Consider the following 16,962-nt stretch of genomic DNA (forward strand, 5'->3'; position numbering starts at 1 on the left):
AAAAAGACGAATCCGGCTTGTCGATGGGGCAACGTGCTGATAAAACCCTTGCCCACGACATGAGGTCAATGGGCGCATAGCTCAGTTGGTAGAGCAGCTGACTCTTAATCAGCGGGTCCTAGGTTCGAGCCCTAGTGCGCCCACCATTGACCGCTCACCTTACCCTTGAGACATAGATATACCCGGCCGATCATGCCATGAGCGGGAGCGCATCTCTTCAAGGCGTGATATAGTGCGTTGAAATGCGGTCACATTTTCCCCCGCCGGGTAAAGATCTTTTGGCCATACGTCAGAGGACGCATAGAGACGCGTCCCATTCTCATAAAGCACGTCGATCAAACGGATGAAACGTAACGCCTCATCATAGCGGTCAGGAGAGAGTTGCGGGATGGATTCAATCATTACCACGGGATAACGCGCGGCCAGCGCTATAAACTCCGCCGTGCCGGACATGACGGAGCAGAGTTCCGTAAACTGACATCGCGCCACCCCGTCCCCGCTACAGGCGATGGGGAATTGGCGTGACCCGATTTGAAGCTGCGCCCTTGACGGCTCGGACGGAGAGACTTCTCTAAAGATCCGCGAGAAGATCTCGCGACTTTCCGCGTCCGGAGGCACACGCCAGGCATTTTCAGCCATGTCACGTGCGCGTCGGTAATCACGCTGCGCCGCCAGCGTGATGACGCGTACATGCGCCATGATTCGCGTGATGAGCGGGCGGATCGTCGTTTGCGCCTGGCGATTATGCTGCAACAGCGCATCCGGATGGGTGTTGGATGTCATCACAATATGGACGCCCGCCGTCAGAAGCAGGTCAATGATGCGGAGGTTGACAACAGCATCCGACATGTCGTTGAGCTGAAACTCGTCGAAGCAAAGGACGCGATTATGCAGGGCGATCCGCCATGCGAGTTCCGCCAGGGGATCATCATAACGTTTCTGGCGCAACTGGGGGCTGTTGAGGGCCTTCAGAATTTCCTGCATGAATTCGTGGAAATGCACTCGTCGCTTCTGCCGGAAATCAAGACTGTCAAAAAACAGATCCATCAACATGGTTTTGCCGCGTCCCACCTCCCCCAGAAGGTAGAGGCCACGCCCCGGCGCGGATCGTATGGCGCGTCGCCTGATCGTAACGCGCAATCCCAGGGTTGAATGTGATGTCTGTTGCGTGGCATCGCGCCCGAATGCGTCCAGCACATCGACGCATTCTTCCTGGGCTGCGTCAGGCTCTAACCGGCCTGAGGCAAGCGCCTCGCGATAAAGTGCTTTAAGTCCGCAAGGCGTGGGCGTCGCGCCATTATGCATGACTAAATCCTTCATTATGAAATGCTCATGACGTTCCGTTTATCGCCTGACGGTTTGTCCGGTATCAACCCACCCTGCCAAGGTAAAGAGTGGGGCGCGATAATTTAGGCATTCTTTAACGATTTTCGCATCACAAATGCCGTGTGACGGGTGACGCTGCGGCGTCACCGATGTATGTTGGCCCTCCCATGACGGCAGGTTGAGAGTGTAACCATGGTGGCTGATCGCCGCGACTCCCTTTATGAAGGTGTCAACTCTGACGGTAACCGGGTACGGCGACCGAAATCCCCTCATCTGACAATCTATAAATTCCGCCTGTCCATGTTGATGTCGATCGGTAACCGTATGGCCGGGGTCGTCTCAACTGTGGGGCTGGGGATGTTTGCCTTCTGGCTGCGTGGACTTGCTCGGGGTGGGGCTACTTACCGGAAATCCAATGCATTGCTCTGCCACCCGGTCGCGCGGCTGACATTGGCCGGGTGGTGCGCCGCCTCTATCTACCATTTTGTGGTGGGCCTGCGTCACCTCATCTGGGACGATGCGCACCGACTGGAAAAAACGCAGATCAATAGAGACGGCCCGCGCAGTTTAGTCATGACATTGATGATCACAACCATCGTCCTTGGAAGTCTGACAATGCGCGCACGTCGTCGCAAAGGCGCTGAGTCATGAAAACCCAAGCTGAAGAACACCCTCACGAAAAAGGACGCCCGCATTGGCTTCAGGAGCGGGCGAGTGCGGTCATACTGATGCCGTTGACACTCTGGGCCAGTCTGTTCGCCTTCAACGCGATCGGCAAATCACGTCATGTCCTCGTCGCGCGATTTGGCAGGCCGCGTCACGCCATTGCCGTGGCGCTGATGGCGGGGCTCGCGGCGCGCCACATGCAATTGGGGCTGGAGGTCATTATCGGAGATTACCTCAGGGGGGCGCGGCAAAAAGCGGCTAAGCTCCTGACGCGCATTTTCTGCGTGGGGTTTGTAGTGAGCGTCGTGCTGTCCCTTTTACGGCTGCGACGTCAAAGCAGGGTAGGAGCGGATAAATGACGATCTCCGATTCTTATCGCGTGATCCGCCACGAATATGATGTTGTCGTCGTGGGTGCGGGGGGTGCGGGGTTGCGCGCCACGCTCGGTATGGGGGCGGCGGGTCTTCGGACAGCGTGCGTCACCAAGGTGTTTCCGACGCGCAGCCACACGGTGGCCGCGCAGGGCGGGATCGGTGCGGCTCTCGGTAATATGGAGGAGGATAACTGGCGGTGGCATATGTATGACACCGTCAAAGGCTCAGACTGGCTTGGGGACCAGGACGCCATCGAATTCATGTGCCGCGAGGCGGAAAGCGCGGTCAAAGAGCTGGAACATCTGGGCGTGCCTTTTTCCCGCACGGAGGATGGTCGCATCTATCAGCGCCCGTTCGGCGGTCACACGCGGGAATTCGGGCAGGCACCCGTGCCACGTGCCTGCGCGGCGGCAGATCGTACGGGGCACGCCATTCTGCACACGCTTTACCAGCAATGCCTTAAGCATAAAGTCTCCTTCTACGTCGAATTCTTCGTGCTTGACCTCATCATGGATGAGGCGGGTCAGTGTCGCGGTATTGTGGCGTGGTGCCTCGATGATGGCACGATCCACGTCTTCAGCGCGAAAATGGTTGTGCTCGCTACAGGTGGTTATGGCCGCGCATTTCTAAGCTGCACGTCGGCGCATTCCTGCACCGGTGATGGGGGCGGCCTGGCAATGCGCGCGGGACTACCGACGCAGGACATGGAATTTGTGCAATTCCACCCTACCGGGATTTACCCTGCTGGATGCCTGCTGACAGAAGGGTGCCGCGGTGAAGGCGGTTACCTGACCAATGCGGATGGTGAACGCTTCATGGAGCGCTATGCGCCCACGACGAAAGATCTCGCATCGCGTGATGTCGTCTCACGCGCCATGACGATTGAGATCAATGAAGGGCGGGGATGTGGTCCGAATAAAGATCATATCATGCTTCATCTTGAGCATCTGGGTGCTGATCTTCTGCATCAGCGCCTGCCGGGCATTTCGGAGACGGCGCGGGTTTTTGCCGGCGTCGATGTCACGCGGGAGCCCGCACCCGTCCTGCCGACCGTGCATTATAATATGGGGGGCGTGCCAACCACGATACATGGTGAGGTCGTCAGCCCGACGGAGGACGACCCCGATCACATTGTCCCCGGGCTGATGGCGGTGGGTGAAGCGGCATGTGTCTCCGTGCATGGCGCAAACCGGCTCGGAACCAATTCGCTGCTTGATCTCATCGTGTTCGGCCGCGCGGCGGCGCGGCGGGCGGCGGAACGGATTGATCCCGAACTTCCTGTACCGATGGCGCCGGACGCGGAAGTCGAAAAAATCATCGGCTCTTTCGACAAATTGCGCCACGCTGATGGGACTTATACAGTGGCACAATTGCGGGAGCGCCTGCAACGCACCATGCAGGCGCATGCGTCCGTATTCAGAAACGACAAATCCTTGTCGGAAGGCTGCGATAAAATACGCGCCCTCTGGAAGGATAGTCAGCAGATTGCTTTACGGGATCGCTCCCTGATCTGGAACAGTGACCTGATGGAAGCGCTGGAATATCAGAACCTCCTCGCCAATGCGACAGTTACAATTGAAAGCGCCCTTGCCCGCCATGAGTCGCGCGGGGCCCATGCCCATGACGATTACCCGGAGCGTGATGACAAGGACTGGATGAAGCACACAGTTTCCTACCTCGATGCGGAGGGCGGTGTGCGGCTGACTTATCGGCCGGTGCACCTTAAAACCCTCACGGATGATGTTGAGGTTTTTCCCCCCAAAAAGCGCGTTTACTAAGGAGAGGTCGCAATGGCTGAATTACGGCTTCCCGAGGAAAGCAGAGTCACCCAGGGGAAGACATTTCCTGCGGCGGCGGGCGCAAAGAATCGCCGGTTCTTCCAGGTTTATCGATGGTCACCGGATGCCGGCGAAACGCCGCGGATGGATCGCTACGAGCTGGACCTTGATAAAATTGGTCCCATGGTTCTCGATGCGCTGCTTTTCATTAAAAATGAGGTCGACCCGACCCTGACCTTCCGCCGGTCCTGCCGGGAGGGTATTTGCGGGTCATGCGCGATGAATATCGATGGCGAAAACACGCTCGCCTGCCTCAAGCCGATTAAGAGCATCAAAGGCGCGGTGACCATTAACCCGCTACCGCATATGCCGGTTGTCAAGGATCTGGTTCCTAACTTGAACGGCGCCTATAAGCAGCTGGAAGTCATTGAGCCTTGGCTGAAAAATGAAACCCCTCCGCCGCAGGATGAAGAGCGACGTCAATCCATTGCGGACCGCGAAAAACTGGATGGATTATGGGAATGTATTTTGTGCTTCTGCTGCACGACTTCCTGTCCGTCTTATTGGTGGAATGGGGACCAATATCTCGGCCCGGCAACTCTGCTTGCAGCGCAAAGGTGGATTGTTGATTCGCGTGACACGCATGAGGTGGAGAGGTTGGAAAATCTCGACGACCCGATGAAGCTTTACGCCTGTCGGTCCATCATGAATTGCACGCAGACTTGCCCGAAAGGCCTCAACCCGGCCAAAGCCATTGCGCAAATCAAGAAGAAACAGGTTTTACGCGGGTCCAAATAGACCCAACACCGTTCTCCCTATGGCTCAGACGATACCAGCCCGACCTTATTTAGGGCGGGCTGAATCTGAGGTGATGGGCTCGAACCTCCCCAAACCACATCTTCCCGAGATGTTTTAAACCCGAATTTATTGCCCTCGGGTTTGAAGGCACGTTGCCCGGCATGATAACGGCGCTCACGCGGGCAGCCACTATGCCGGGCAACGTTAAAAGCCCGAGACAGACTCAGGCGGCCGGGGCCTCCACCGCGAATTTGAGGACATGCACATCCGGGAAGCATACCTCGACTTCCACGCCATATTCAGGCCGCCCGTAAGCACGGAGTGGGATAATCCCCGAACCGTTGGTCCAGCGAGACTGTCCGTCCTCAACATTATTCCACCCCTGAATGTTCGTCGCTGTAAGGTGGCGATTGATCAGATTGCGCCGACCGCGTTCATGGACAGCGACAGTCCCCACGCGCACGCCAAGGCGACGCCGATCATCAATGAAGGGTCCGATCTCCTGATCAGGTCGTCGCGCCTCGCTTTCAATCACGAGGAATTTTGCACGCGGCGGGACGGAGAATTTCGCCTTCGTGCCATGGGCTGAGATGAAAGTCACTGCCTCACCTGTGTCCGTCCTCAATCTCACTTCCCGGATGGAAGAGGAAGCATCCTGCCTGGCATGACCGCCATAGCCAAGTGACGCAGCCCTCTCATCGAGCATTGACCAGACATTTTTGAGAGTTTCAGCTGAATGCAGGAGGGGGAGTTGCGCATTGAACGCGACAGAAGAAGCATCCGGCTCAACCGAGTCGAAACGCTGGCGCGACGCGTTGGGGCGGTAGCTCTCCGTCGGCAGGTTCTCGGCGTAGATGACGGCATATTCGGAAAGGGTGAAGTGATAATAAGTGTAATGCAGGCGGTCCCGATCATAAGAGATTGAGGTGTCATTTATCAGACACCGAACCGGGATCATGGCACCCGCCACCCAGACGCAGTGCTCAGACGTAACCCAGAGGTCACGGGCGGGTTGCTGGTCCCCGAAAGCGTGAGGCCTTATGTGCACGAGGAGGCTCTCATCCGGGACGGTACCATGGAGGTTAAGCGTCTTGCGACCAATCCAGGTGATTTGACGCGGGCCGTCCTGCGTGATGACGGCATCCCCGACAGCAAGCGCCTCAACATGGCGACTTCCGTCGGGCGTCTGGATGAGTGTGCCCTCAGCGAAGCAGGCGAAGATTTCGATACTGCCTTCAGGTCCCTCTTTCCATTCAACGCCGGGGAAATTGCCGTTGAGGGTGAGCGAGCGCCCATCGGTCAGATTGATGGAAATCCCGAATGATGTCGGCGTAATGCTGCTGACTTGCCGACTCCAGAATTTCAAATCGATGATATCGATGTTGAATGAGTCGCCGGTAACGTTGAAGTAATAGTGACCAAGGTCTTTAGCGTAAGTTTCAAAATGCCCGTTGGGGCCAAGATTAACGCGCAGAGGACCGGAATTATCGAGGGCCTCTGGGGTTGGCAACCTCATTTTACCCGCGTTGATCGTCAGAACCGTCGAGGCATTATAATAAATGGGTCCGCCCGCCCATGCGACTGAATCACCCCAATTGAGGGTGATGTTATTGAGCAGCGTGGTGCGGGCCGTCATCTGAAACCGACCGCCATTGATCGTCAAACCGTCAATCGTCGGCCCCGGGCCCGAGGAATAAATTTCACCATCATTCATTGTGAGTCCGCGAATGGTCACATCGGCGTTTAGCTGCACACTACCGCCATTGACGGTGATATTTCCACCAACAGTTCTCGGTTGAAAAATTAATTTGTCGCCGCCATTGATCCATTTATTCCATCCCGTACCGTTATCACCGGGCGACACAATCCAAGTCGTTGCCATGAATTCAAGTCCTCTCTTCAATATTGATTGTTATTGCCACAGGGTCGGCTTTCATGGGGTCGGGCTCATTCGCTGGCGGCCTTGAGCCTTCCGCATGAGGGGCGTCCCGGTTGAGAGACGCGGGCCCTCGCCGCGCCTCTCTCACGACCCGCCCGTTGACAAAAGAGATGCGCCACTCCCCGTCTGAAAAACTGATCGGCATGTTGTAAATCACCTGCCCCTCCCAAAAAGCAGGGGAAAAACGCAATTCCGTCAGGACGGCGCCGGAGAAATCCGTGCGTGCCAGATCCTGCCCGCCGAAACGCGCCATGGTGCAGACGGCACCGATAAATCGCGTATTCGTGAGTGTCGCATTGCGGAAATCAGCCCCGCGCGCGATGGTGCCCGTCAGGTCCGCATCGGAGAGGTCCGCGCCGATAAAGGACGCGTACGAAAGGTCGGCGCCGGTTAGACTTGCATTGATGAGAGATGCACCTGCGAGATCGGCCCCTGACAGATTTGCACCGCGCAAGACTGCATGATCGAGCCGACAGCTGCAGAGCGATGCGCCGCGTAAATCGGCATTTGTCAGGTTGCGGCTACAGAGATCCGCATCATGCAGAAAAACGCGTCGAAGGTTTTGGCTGACCAATGTGGTGTCATGTGGTGATGACGTTGCGAGGGCCTTGCAGGCGGATGATCGTTCATCATCAGCAATGACGAAGTGGCGGGGTTGATCTGGAGTTTTGCGGAGGAAGTAAAACAACACACTACGCACCTCATTTACTGCCGTCACGACATCAAGACGGGCACACGGATCCACACAGCAAACCGATAGTGAAAAAACTTTCGGAGACTGCTCATGACGGGTTTTTCAGGGTTCTGTTACATAATTCCTTGGTTAAGAACCGCGATTAAGATCAGTAAATGAAAGGAAAAACATCATGATTCATTCTTCTACAGTCTTAAACAAGACATATTGGTTTAGCGATTCGTTAGATAATCGATAACATGGAAGAATGCTGTTGAACAAATGGAAAATTAGGATTCGATTCAGATTTTGTGCGCTCTATAAAAATGAGTACCTGAGTACTACGGTCATCATCGTATTATAGATTTGCCCATTTTCCATATGGCCGCGGCACATCAGCTTATGTAGGGCACGCGAGCATGGCCTCTTAACATACCGCCGCGCAAGCGCCATGTTGTGATTTTCAGCTATTGAGAGACGTGAATGATTTCAGTGAGCGCCGTATCCGAGCCGCCAGGACTTATTTTTACCTGAAATCAACCTGTTTATTCAAACGCTTGGCGTGTCAATGAGGGCATCGGGAAGTAAAGGGTAAATCCGCCGGAAATGCGTGACGAAGCGAAGCCAGGAGAGGCTCCCCATGGAGATGGCCTCTTGCGTTGAGATATTAAGCGCGTCCTTGACAGGCACGATGTGCCCATCAACATGAACTTTATCGCCCAGCAGGACGACATTACAGCCAAATCCATCGAGTTGGACCGGATGGCCCTCCAGCTCTATGCCGTTCCAGGTGGCGCCCTGGAAGAGCGCACTGATGCACCGCGTCGCGCCCCAGGAGCTATGACTGAGATCCGCCTGACGGAAATCGGGGCGTGTGCAATCTGCGCCGTCAAAGCGCGCTGCCATAAGATGTGCATCGCGGAAATCGGCGTCGCTTAGCGTGGCGCCAATCAGCGACGACGTCAAAAGGTTGGCGCGTTTGAACGTTGCCTGCTTGAGATCAGTGTTAAGAAACCGCGCGCCGGAGAGTGACGCGTCGTCAAACCGTGCACGCAGGAGGGAGGCCCCCGAGAAGTCGGCGCCTTGCAAAGAGGCGCCGCTGAAATCGGCGTCATCCAGAATGCAGCCGATGAAGCATTGCCCCCTCAGATCAGCATGGCGGCAGGAGACGCCCTTGAGATCCGCATCAATGAGATGTTGGCCAAGTTGGGCGCATTGCTGAACAGCCGTACCGCGACACCTACCCGGATCCTCCATACCAACCTCGGAAGGACGTGCGACCGAGGCGATGATTTCGCCTGAAGATTTATGAAGTATATTCAAGCACATGGCGATTCTTCCGCAGATGACGCGATCTCGCAATGGTAATCGACCTGCATCATGATGAAAGGTCAATCTATAAAATCACCCTGTTTTGATCATGACAAGGTTTAATGACGTTTTAAGAAAGGCATCACGCTTCACACGGCGCGCGATATCGTTCAGCTAATGCTCTTTACGATCATTGACTGTCAAATTCAATGTATAGTAAGGTGAAGAGACAGGCCGCGGGCTTTAGTGACGCGGCCTGTTTTTGATTGTTTCAGAAAGCGATTTCTTCGCGGTCTGGGAAGGCGATGGCGAGTTCGAGCTCTTTTTTGCCGGAGGATTTTGGTGCGCGGGCCAAGGGGATGATGCCCTTGCCATTTGTCCAGCGTGAGCAGCCATCCTCAATATTATTCCACCCGCCCAGACAGGTCTCATTGAGGTGATCATCGATTATGACACTGCGTTGTTGGTCAGAGACCCTGACGGCACCCACGCGCACGCCGAGGTGACGCCGGTCATCCCAGTAAGGTCCGTGGATCTGGTCAGGCCGCCATGCGTCGCTTTCCACGACCACATATTTCGTGCCTGCGGGGATGGAGAAGACAGCATGGCGCTCATTGACGTCTTTCAAGGTGGCCTGCGTCCCGAGGTCCGTCTTGATACGCACAACCCGACGCACGGGCGTGGCAGATGAGGACATCGCAACCGGGATGCCAATCGCATCGGAACGATCAGCAAGCGCCTGCCAGATCTTCCGCGCCTCCGAGATCTCCGTCACAAATGGAAAGGCGGGTGTCGCGTCCAGAGTGTCGCCCGAAGTTTCAAACGTGCCGAAATCCCGTTCATTCCGGCCGATCATATAGCTCTCGGATGGAAGCGCTTCCGAGAAGACAACCGCATGTTTTTCAAACGCGAAATGGTAATATGTATATTGGCGGCGCTTGAGGTCATAGGCAATTGATGCACCATTGACGAGCATCCGAACGGGGATCAATCTCTCTCCCACGAGGACGGCATGTTCCGGTGTGACCCAGAGATCGCGCTTGGGCTTTCCGGCTTCAAACGCATTCGCCTTAATACGGACAAGGAAATTGTCCCGATCGGTCGCGCCGCGCAAATCAATATGCTTCTTGCCGAGCCAGCGAATGGGCTGAGGACCGCGATGGGTCGAGACCAGATCACCTAATTTAAGTGTCTCAACAGGCTTTTCGCCTTCAGGCGTCTGTATCAACGTGCCTTCCGCAAAGCATGATGAAACAATCGTTCCACCCTTCCCGTCAGGTTTGAACTGATATCCCTGGAGATTACCATTGATCGTGACGTCACCATTCGTCGTGTGAATCACGAGTTTACCGGTGGAGCGTGACACACCGATAATCGTTGTCGGATCAAGATCGGTTATATCGAAAGAATAATTGGTGGAGTATGAAGTGACGGTCAGGGATTTGAGCGCCGCTTTTGTTACGTAGACGCTGGCGCCCACATATAAATAAAGTGACGCGGCGCCGATCTGATTGATCGTGACCGACCCCGCTTTCGCGTAGATCCGGACATAACCCGAGACGTAGACATAGCCGTTTGCGCCGACAGTGGCTTTAGCCGAACCATTGACGGTGATGTTCCCCTGTAGCGTTGTCCCGGCATTGATGTTCGCTTCTCCGCCAACCATCTGAATACCGTCAAGCGTGCCGCCGCTCGTCTTGACATAACCGTAATTGACCGTTGAATTGGAGACGTATCCGCCTTCCAGATAAAGCCGACCGCCATTGAGGGTGTTGCCGTTGCCTTTGCCGCCTGACCTGAACACCGCACCCTGATTTTCCTCCAAAGTCTTATTATTAACTTCAGAAGTGCTACCATCGATGATGCCGCATTTGACGCCGTCAATCCATTCATAATTCATTTTTATTCCCCCTAATGGCTACTAAATTCAAAATTTACTTATGAAAACAAGTGACGCAGGCCAGCCCGACGTTAAAATCTCAAATATTTGTCAAGAAGTGACGGGTTGTCGTCGTAGGGCGATACTTAATGTACCCCAGTCAGGCTGGGATCAGCGGGACCATGGGTGGAACGGTCTTTGACCTGCGCATCCATGAAAAACGTTAAAAGGTCGCGATATTCTCTTAGATAAGTCAGTTCCGCCGGCGTTGCGTCGTCGCTGTCACCCCCTTCGATCTGATCACGCGGGAACATTGTGCCCGCCATCATCAGAAAATCCTCGAAGAGTCGCACTGGAAAGACGGAGCCGCTGAACGTCACAGGGGGATGGAAAACATCTTCATTTCCCCAGAGGAAATGCCCAACCTTCGCCTCCCGCAGGGCACAACCGGCGAAAGATCCCGCCGCGAAATCAACATCGTCGAACGTCGCGCCAGATAAAGCGGCACCATCGAAACGCGTATCTGAGAGAGATGCGCCTCTGAGATCAGCTTCAACGAGGGAGGCCCCGCAGAAATTCGCCTGCGTCAAATCAGTCATACTGAAATCCGCCAGTTTCAGGATGGCACCGTAAAGTTGCGCGCCCTGAAATGAAGAATGCGCGAATTGTGCGCCCATCGCGTGGACACCATTGAGGCGCGCGTGGTCAAACCGGCAGGCGTGGAGGATCGCGTGATTAAAGGAGCTGCCGGAGAAATCCCGCCCGGAAAGATCGCAGTCCGTGAGGTGAAGGGCGTCGAAATTGAGCCCGCTGAGAGGGGCATCCTCCGTCAGAAGCTGCTTGAAAGCGGCGGCCAGGCAGGCTGTTCGGTCCGAGGGGTTGATTGAGTCAGGAACAGCTATACGGCGCGCCACACTGTCGCCCGCCATGTTGGATATTTCAACCTCAAACATCTCGAACCTCTTAATTGACGTTGCAAGACAGCATTACTTGAGCAACATTAAATTTTTAAAAACCTCCAGCCGACTCTCTGGCAACATCGCCAAGGTCAGCGGGGACGTTCACGAAAGTTTAAAACAAATTTTCATAAAATGTGAGTCATATTTTGTAAAATAATGCGTCTGCGCGGTGCGACATTCCGTCACCGTCAATCGACGTGCAGCGCCTCTTTCACCGGGGCATTTTCAGGGAGGAGATAGTCGTCCAGGGCCTTGCACGCGAAGAGGGCCTCCATGATGTGCCCGAACTTTGCATGGAAGCGGAGTGCGCGCAGACCACCATGCTCAATGGCGCGGCGCGAGGTCAGCTCCCGCAAAGCGCGAATGGGCATCATGGCCGACCCGATGACGACATAGCCGGGCAGCAGGACGATGCGGTAATCAATCCCGAAAATATGGATCGGCCATTTCTCGAGCGTCACATCGCGCCAACGGGCCCCTCTGATATCTGCTTTGCTCACATCGACACCGTGCCAGGTGGCTGAAGCGATATTGGCTTTATCGAGTAGAATGCCGTCTATAACCGCACCGCTGAAGTCCGCACCTTCAAGGGCGCTGCTGCGCAGGTCAGTCCGGTTCAGTTGCGCGCCGGAGAAACGCGTTGAAATGGCAGCAACGCGTGACAGATTGGCATCATCCAACATGGCACCGCAAAATGAGGCGCGGGATAAATCAGTTTCCGAGAGGTCGGCACCGCGCAGATCAGCACCGGAAAAATCAGCGTCCGACAGGTCGGATTTCTGCAGATTGGCGCCGCGCAAGTCGCAATTGGCAAAGCTCAGCCCGGAGAAATGCGATTGCGGGCTCTCCAGGTGGCGTAAGTCGGTCGATGCAAGATTGACCTTGCGCGCAATGAGTTGGTGAACAGCTTCCGCCAGAAGCTCACCTTTACTGAGATCCGCATATTCGTCCCAGATTGTCACAATATGCGCAGCGACCTCCGAGTTTCTCGAGACGATCTTGTATTGCAACAAATTTACTCCCGGCTTGTCACCTAGGCTTTTTCAAAGGCAAGACACGCATTGACCCCACCAAAACCGAAGCTGTTGGAAAGGACCCGGCGGAAGGCACCGCGCATAGGCGCCTTCAAGCGTTTAATCACGCTCGTGCGACTTGGTTCCCTAAAATTATGCGTGCCCGGTGCGATGCCTTCCTGCAGCGTCTTGACGGAGATAATGGCCTCAATCGCGCCAGCTGCACCTAAAGTATGACCTGTCAGGCCTTTGATGGATGAGATGACGGGGGACCCGGCCTCGGAAAACACAGCTTCGATCGCCTCCAGCTCGATATCATCGCCGAGAGGCGTGCCTGTTGCATGGGCGTTGATGTAATCGATGCTGTCCGCCGTCCATCCAGCATCATCCAGGCAACGTCGAATCGCCTGGATCGCGCCCCGCCCTCCGGGCTGCGGCGCGACGAGATCTTCGCCCCCGGCCGACTGGCCATAGCCGGAAACCTCGGCGAGAATGGTCGCGCCGCGCGCCACGGCGTGATCATAATTCTCAAACACAAGAATGCCGGCGCCTTCCGCGAGGATAAAGCCCGAGCGATCCTTGTCCCACGGCCGACAGGCGGTCAAGGCTTCCTGCCCGCGCGTGGCGGCGAGGGCACCGAGATCCATGAAGGCTTTGTATCCTGCTGGCAGAACCGCGGCCTCCGTCCCGCCGCAAATGACAACGTCATTAAAACCGTATCGAATCCGCCGCAATGCATCGCCAAGCGCATAGGCGCCCGTCGCGCAGGAAGCGCTGACGGCGTTAATGGCGCCTGTGAACTTATGCCGCGCAGCAATCACACCCGCGCAGGAATTGATCAGAACGCCCGGGAGGTAAAAAGGGCGGCGCGCATTCTGCTGATCAGCCGCCGCCGCCATCATATGTCCCAGCCCACCAATGCCGGAGCCAATAATGACACCGACCCGATCCCGCGTGGCCATCTCCAGATCCTGCAATCCTGCCTGGGAGATGGCCTCCTCCGCCGCAAGCGCGCCGAGGAGGATAAAACGATCCAGACGACGCTGGTCCCGGTACGAGAGCGCTTCGTCGACCCTCCTGACCATCTCCGGCGATTGAAAACCGGGCACAAGGCCTGCAAATTGAAGGCGTGAAACGGCACCCATGCCGGCTTCAACCTCAGTCAGATGGGCGCGCCCCTCAAGTAGTGATGTCCAGCTTTCACCGGCATTATGGCCAAGCGGCGACAACATGCCGACGCCCGTCACGGCAACGCGGTGAATTTCCTGGAGACGTCTCGTCACGTGGCGGCCCCTTCGACCTCGGTCGAATTGCTGAGAGCAGCCTGCTTCTGCGCAATGACTTCCTCAAGGGCGAGCACGATGTCCTCAACGGTCTTGAGCTTACTGGTATAAAAGTCGTCAGGGATGACGATGTCCAGACGCGTTTCAAGCTCAAAAACCACTTCGACGAAATCGAAGCTGTCAGCCTGCAAATCCTCAACAAGGCGGGTTTCCGCCGTGATCAGATTCGGTTCACTTTTAAAATGCTTCGTCAACTGATCGATAACGATCGGTAAGAGATTAGACATTCAGCCCACCATCACTGAAAAGATAAAGGTTTTATCGGATCGTCAAATAGTTCAGTAAAAACAGAATTTTGAAAAAGCTAATATCCATGACCCGCATGGCGGTTAAATGCCTCGGCACAATAGTTCTGAAGCACCCTTTGGACGCCGGACGTGTTAAACGCCGTCATCGCTGGAGCGCTACGCGACGAGTAACGTCGAACCCGGTGCAAATGTGGGATGTCATCAACGTGAAACAAGTTTTCGAAAAGTAAAATACGCCGACAGTTAGAGTCTGAAAGACAGAGAATTTTTGGTGTAAGTTGACGTAAAAGTCAACATTCTTTTAAAGTAAATTTAACTTTAATATTTTGGTAGTGATTTTCAGCCCGCATGGGTGGACGCTTACCTTCACGATAGCGACACGCCCGGCGTTTATTTTACGGGTTTTCAGAGGATATCGTGGTGGAGCTGAGGGGAATCGAACCCCTGACCTCCTCATTGCGAACGAGGCGCTCTACCAACTGAGCTACAGCCCCACGAAGGCCTGATACATACGCGGCTTTACCGTCTTGTCAACAGATGAGTTGCGTGACCTGGTGATCTCACCGATCATACAGCGCCAACGTCGCGACTCGCGTCACCGGCGCAAAATGTCGCGCCGGTCAAAATCCCCGGGTAATGAAATCGTTGCGAAGGCTCGGGAAGTGTCTCAAATCTTTACAAGTTCGAAACGACTCGGGCGGAGGTGACAGCGCCTCTGACTGCAGACACAGGCAAGCTGCCTTTAAAATCTTGATTTACAGGGCAATTTTTCCGTCAGACATGGGTGGCTCTGAAGCAAAATATGCTTTTATCGATTGCTTAAAGGAACGATCTACCCGATCTTTGCGCGGTCGCATTGGACCAATTGTCCATTAAGGAGTTTGAGAATGTTGTCTGGTCTTGTGCTGATCGTCATAAAATTTATCATTCCAGCTTTTATCTATATTCTCATTGGCGCCTGCGTGATGAGTATGCTTTTCGGCTTCGGTATCCTGCGGCCTGATAATCGCTTCCTCGTTAACCTTTATATGGTCCTCAACCAGATCACGGAGCCGGTTCTCGCCCCGATCCGTTCCCTGCTGCCGCAATTTGGCGCGTTTGACTTCAGTCCCATCGTCGTGCTGCTGGTCCTGCAATATCTATTCCAGCCCGCATTGATCCAACTTTATCTCACTCTGGCCATGCACGGTTACTGAGGGCCATCATCAAGGCCGTGTGCCTGGCCGGTTGTGTTTGCGTTATACGCGCATTAAGGAAAGTGCGGCTGACCGGCAATGTGCGGCAGTCCGATATGAGATTGCTCGTGCAGGAGGCTGTCAGTGTCACCGACATCGCTCAACAGAGGCGGCACCCCTTTGCCGCCGCTTGAAGATCATGTCACGATTGATGACACGCTGGACTGGTTTGATCGCCTTCTCGGGGCAATGCGCCTCGCCCTCGTGACAATCTGGGTGCCGCTCTCCGTCGGGTTTGAAGCCCTCCTTCTGCTGGTGCCGGGGACATCCAAAATCCGTTGGACACGTATCATATGGCGCGGCATGTGCCTGATCCTCTCCATCAAAATCAATCAGATCGGCCAGGCAGCCGGGACGTTGGGCGGCCGACGTGGGCGCGCACGTGGCGAGCGGCCCGTCATCTACGTTGCCAATCACTGCTCCTGGCTTGATATCCCCGTGCTTGGGGCGCGATTTTATTCCGTTTTCGTCGCCAAGGGCGATATCCGAACATGGCCGATTATGGGGCTGGTTTCCAAAATCGGGCGGTCAATCTACGTCAGTCGTCATCGAAGTTCCACCGCGCAGGAGCGTGACACGATGGTGTCGCGGATGATCGACGGTGATAACCTCATTCTTTTTCCGGAAGGGACGTCGTCAGATGGTTGCCGCGTCCTGAACTTTACCTCCACGTTTTTCGCCATCGCGAAGCCGCCCCATTTGCCCGCATCTGCGCGCGCCCTCGGTGGCCCGACTTACCCGAAAGGGATGGCGCCCCTTATCCAGCCTGTTTCCATCGCCTATGACACGCTGGATGGATTGCCTGTTCATCGTCGGCGGCGCGGTGTTTTTGCTTGGTACGGGGATATGGAATTGGGGCCGCATGTCTGGCAATTTGTCAAACATCGTGGCAAGCGCGTCTCAGTCCTGATGCATAAGCCGCTCGCGCCGGAGGATTTTAAAACCCGCAAGGCTTTGGCGCAGGCGGCTTTTAAAGTCGTCGCGGAAGGCGCAGCGCAGTTGCGTCAGAATGTCGATGGCTTGACGGGCTGGCATCCTCTGATGGAAGAAAAGGCGGCGCGCACCTGACGGGAGACATCCTGATCCAGTCCGCACCGCGCGCCCATTGCCGGTATCGCCCGGCAGAAAAGGAGAGAAGAATGAGTGATGCCCTGCCTGACCGGCTTTGTTCAAGCCCGGACAGCAAGTTCTATGATGAAGCCATCCTCAGCAAAGGCATTGGCGTCCGCCTTAACGGTGAGGAGCGGACCAATGTGGAGGAATATTGCATCAGCGAAGGTTGGGCCCGCCTCGCTGTCGGCCGCACGCTGGACCGCCGTGGCCGCCCGATGACCATCAAAGTGTCCGGGAAGATTGAGGTCTGGATCAAGGGAGAGGGTGAGCAAGCGTAAGTCGGGAGATGTCCTGGACGCTTGCGATG

16 protein-coding genes and 2 tRNA genes are annotated in these 16,962 nt (G+C 55.5%); 8 read left to right on the forward strand and 10 right to left on the reverse strand.

The genetic code is table 11. From position 1 onward, the window contains the following. Positions 1–70 precede the first annotated feature (70 nt). Positions 71–146, forward strand: a tRNA-Lys gene (locus tag CGLAMM_RS05145). 13 nt (positions 147–159) lie between these two features. Here the strand turns inward: CGLAMM_RS05145 and zapE are convergent. Beyond that, positions 160–1,320: a cell division protein ZapE gene (zapE, locus tag CGLAMM_RS05150; RefSeq protein ID WP_394818970.1), complete on the reverse strand. Its 1,161-nt coding sequence runs from the start codon at positions 1,318–1,320 to the stop codon at positions 160–162. 198 nt (positions 1,321–1,518) lie between these two features. Between zapE and sdhC the strand changes: the two genes are divergently transcribed. Genes sdhC through CGLAMM_RS05170 form a run of 4 tightly spaced genes read left to right on the forward strand, consistent with a single transcriptional unit; the run spans position 1,519 to position 4,942 of the window. Next, positions 1,519–1,977 carry a succinate dehydrogenase, cytochrome b556 subunit gene (gene sdhC / locus CGLAMM_RS05155; protein ID WP_394818971.1) on the forward strand — a complete coding sequence of 153 codons (459 nt, stop codon included), beginning with the start codon at positions 1,519–1,521 and terminating at the stop codon, positions 1,975–1,977. Continuing rightward, positions 1,974–2,351 carry a succinate dehydrogenase, hydrophobic membrane anchor protein gene (gene sdhD / locus CGLAMM_RS05160; RefSeq protein WP_394818972.1) on the forward strand — a complete coding sequence of 126 codons (378 nt, stop codon included), beginning with the start codon at positions 1,974–1,976 and terminating at the stop codon, positions 2,349–2,351. The genes sdhC and sdhD overlap by 4 nt, the downstream gene beginning before the upstream one ends. Further along, positions 2,348–4,144, forward strand: a complete 1,797-nt coding sequence (gene sdhA, locus CGLAMM_RS05165) for a succinate dehydrogenase flavoprotein subunit (protein WP_394818973.1) — start codon at positions 2,348–2,350, stop codon at positions 4,142–4,144. Before sdhD ends, sdhA begins: the two co-directional genes overlap by 4 nt. A 12-nt stretch (positions 4,145–4,156) precedes the next feature. Then, positions 4,157–4,942, forward strand: coding sequence for a succinate dehydrogenase iron-sulfur subunit (locus CGLAMM_RS05170; protein ID WP_394818974.1), 786 nt, complete (start codon positions 4,157–4,159; stop codon positions 4,940–4,942). 223 nt (positions 4,943–5,165) lie between these two features. Here CGLAMM_RS05170 and CGLAMM_RS05175 read toward each other — a convergent pair whose 3' ends face one another. The 9 genes from CGLAMM_RS05175 to CGLAMM_RS05215 all read right to left on the reverse strand — a co-directional run bounded on the left by CGLAMM_RS05175 (position 5,166) and on the right by CGLAMM_RS05215 (position 14,801). Next, positions 5,166–6,824, reverse strand: a complete 1,659-nt coding sequence (locus CGLAMM_RS05175) for a Hint domain-containing protein (RefSeq protein WP_394818975.1) — start codon at positions 6,822–6,824, stop codon at positions 5,166–5,168. A gap of 4 nt (positions 6,825–6,828) precedes the next feature. Further along, entirely contained in the window at positions 6,829–7,581 is a 753-nt protein-coding gene (locus tag CGLAMM_RS05180) for a pentapeptide repeat-containing protein (RefSeq protein WP_418115449.1), read from the reverse strand. Positions 7,582–8,103: 522 nt separating this feature from the next. Next, positions 8,104–8,883, reverse strand: a complete 780-nt coding sequence (locus CGLAMM_RS05185; protein WP_394818977.1) for a pentapeptide repeat-containing protein — start codon at positions 8,881–8,883, stop codon at positions 8,104–8,106. Positions 8,884–9,136: 253 nt separating this feature from the next. Next, positions 9,137–10,765 carry a Hint domain-containing protein gene (locus CGLAMM_RS05190; protein ID WP_394818978.1) on the reverse strand — a complete coding sequence of 543 codons (1,629 nt, stop codon included), beginning with the start codon at positions 10,763–10,765 and terminating at the stop codon, positions 9,137–9,139. Between the two features lie 125 nt (positions 10,766–10,890). Continuing rightward, positions 10,891–11,697, reverse strand: coding sequence for a pentapeptide repeat-containing protein (locus CGLAMM_RS05195; protein WP_394818979.1), 807 nt, complete (start codon positions 11,695–11,697; stop codon positions 10,891–10,893). A 194-nt stretch (positions 11,698–11,891) separates the two neighbouring features. Beyond that, positions 11,892–12,713 (reverse strand): pentapeptide repeat-containing protein, encoded by an 822-nt coding sequence (locus tag CGLAMM_RS05200; protein WP_418115450.1) that lies wholly within the window; start codon positions 12,711–12,713, stop codon positions 11,892–11,894. 23 nt (positions 12,714–12,736) lie between these two features. After that, a complete protein-coding gene (locus tag CGLAMM_RS05205) occupies positions 12,737–13,999 on the reverse strand; it encodes a beta-ketoacyl-[acyl-carrier-protein] synthase family protein (RefSeq protein ID WP_394818981.1) in 1,263 nt (420 codons plus the stop codon). After that, positions 13,996–14,286 carry a phosphopantetheine-binding protein gene (locus tag CGLAMM_RS05210; RefSeq protein WP_394818982.1) on the reverse strand — a complete coding sequence of 97 codons (291 nt, stop codon included), beginning with the start codon at positions 14,284–14,286 and terminating at the stop codon, positions 13,996–13,998. The genes CGLAMM_RS05205 and CGLAMM_RS05210 overlap by 4 nt, the downstream gene beginning before the upstream one ends. A gap of 439 nt (positions 14,287–14,725) precedes the next feature. After that, positions 14,726–14,801 (reverse strand) — tRNA-Ala (locus tag CGLAMM_RS05215). Between the two features lie 393 nt (positions 14,802–15,194). On the opposite strand from CGLAMM_RS05215, the gene CGLAMM_RS05220 reads away from it, so the two are divergent. From CGLAMM_RS05220 to CGLAMM_RS05230, 3 genes are all read left to right on the forward strand, one after another. Then, positions 15,195–15,503 (forward strand): YggT family protein, encoded by a 309-nt coding sequence (locus CGLAMM_RS05220; protein WP_394818983.1) that lies wholly within the window; start codon positions 15,195–15,197, stop codon positions 15,501–15,503. Positions 15,504–15,689: 186 nt separating this feature from the next. Beyond that, entirely contained in the window at positions 15,690–16,610 is a 921-nt protein-coding gene (locus tag CGLAMM_RS05225; protein ID WP_394819090.1) for a lysophospholipid acyltransferase family protein, read from the forward strand. Positions 16,611–16,681: 71 nt separating this feature from the next. Continuing rightward, entirely contained in the window at positions 16,682–16,933 is a 252-nt protein-coding gene (locus tag CGLAMM_RS05230) for a DUF3297 family protein (RefSeq protein WP_394818984.1), read from the forward strand. The last annotated feature ends 29 nt before the right edge of the window (positions 16,934–16,962 follow it).

Origin of the sequence: Sorlinia euscelidii, assembly GCF_036452135.1 — a bacterium.
GTDB classification, from domain to species: domain Bacteria; phylum Pseudomonadota; class Alphaproteobacteria; order Acetobacterales; family Acetobacteraceae; genus Sorlinia; species Sorlinia euscelidii.

Excerpts from the sequence above, each read along its gene's own strand:
- zapE (WP_394818970.1), bottom strand. The coding sequence starts at position 1,320 with ATGAAGGATTTAGTCATGCATAATGGCGCGACGCCCACGCCTTGCGGA.
- sdhC (WP_394818971.1), top strand. The coding sequence starts at position 1,519 with ATGGTGGCTGATCGCCGCGACTCCCTTTATGAAGGTGTCAACTCTGAC.
- sdhD (WP_394818972.1), top strand. The coding sequence starts at position 1,974 with ATGAAAACCCAAGCTGAAGAACACCCTCACGAAAAAGGACGCCCGCAT.
- sdhA (WP_394818973.1), top strand. The coding sequence starts at position 2,348 with ATGACGATCTCCGATTCTTATCGCGTGATCCGCCACGAATATGATGTT.
- CGLAMM_RS05170 (WP_394818974.1), top strand. The coding sequence starts at position 4,157 with ATGGCTGAATTACGGCTTCCCGAGGAAAGCAGAGTCACCCAGGGGAAG.
- CGLAMM_RS05175 (WP_394818975.1), bottom strand. The coding sequence starts at position 6,824 with ATGGCAACGACTTGGATTGTGTCGCCCGGTGATAACGGTACGGGATGG.
- CGLAMM_RS05185 (WP_394818977.1), bottom strand. The coding sequence starts at position 8,883 with ATGTGCTTGAATATACTTCATAAATCTTCAGGCGAAATCATCGCCTCG.
- CGLAMM_RS05190 (WP_394818978.1), bottom strand. The coding sequence starts at position 10,765 with ATGAATTATGAATGGATTGACGGCGTCAAATGCGGCATCATCGATGGT.
- CGLAMM_RS05195 (WP_394818979.1), bottom strand. The coding sequence starts at position 11,697 with ATGTTTGAGGTTGAAATATCCAACATGGCGGGCGACAGTGTGGCGCGC.
- CGLAMM_RS05210 (WP_394818982.1), bottom strand. The coding sequence starts at position 14,286 with ATGTCTAATCTCTTACCGATCGTTATCGATCAGTTGACGAAGCATTTT.
- CGLAMM_RS05220 (WP_394818983.1), top strand. The coding sequence starts at position 15,195 with ATGTTGTCTGGTCTTGTGCTGATCGTCATAAAATTTATCATTCCAGCT.
- CGLAMM_RS05230 (WP_394818984.1), top strand. The coding sequence starts at position 16,682 with ATGAGTGATGCCCTGCCTGACCGGCTTTGTTCAAGCCCGGACAGCAAG.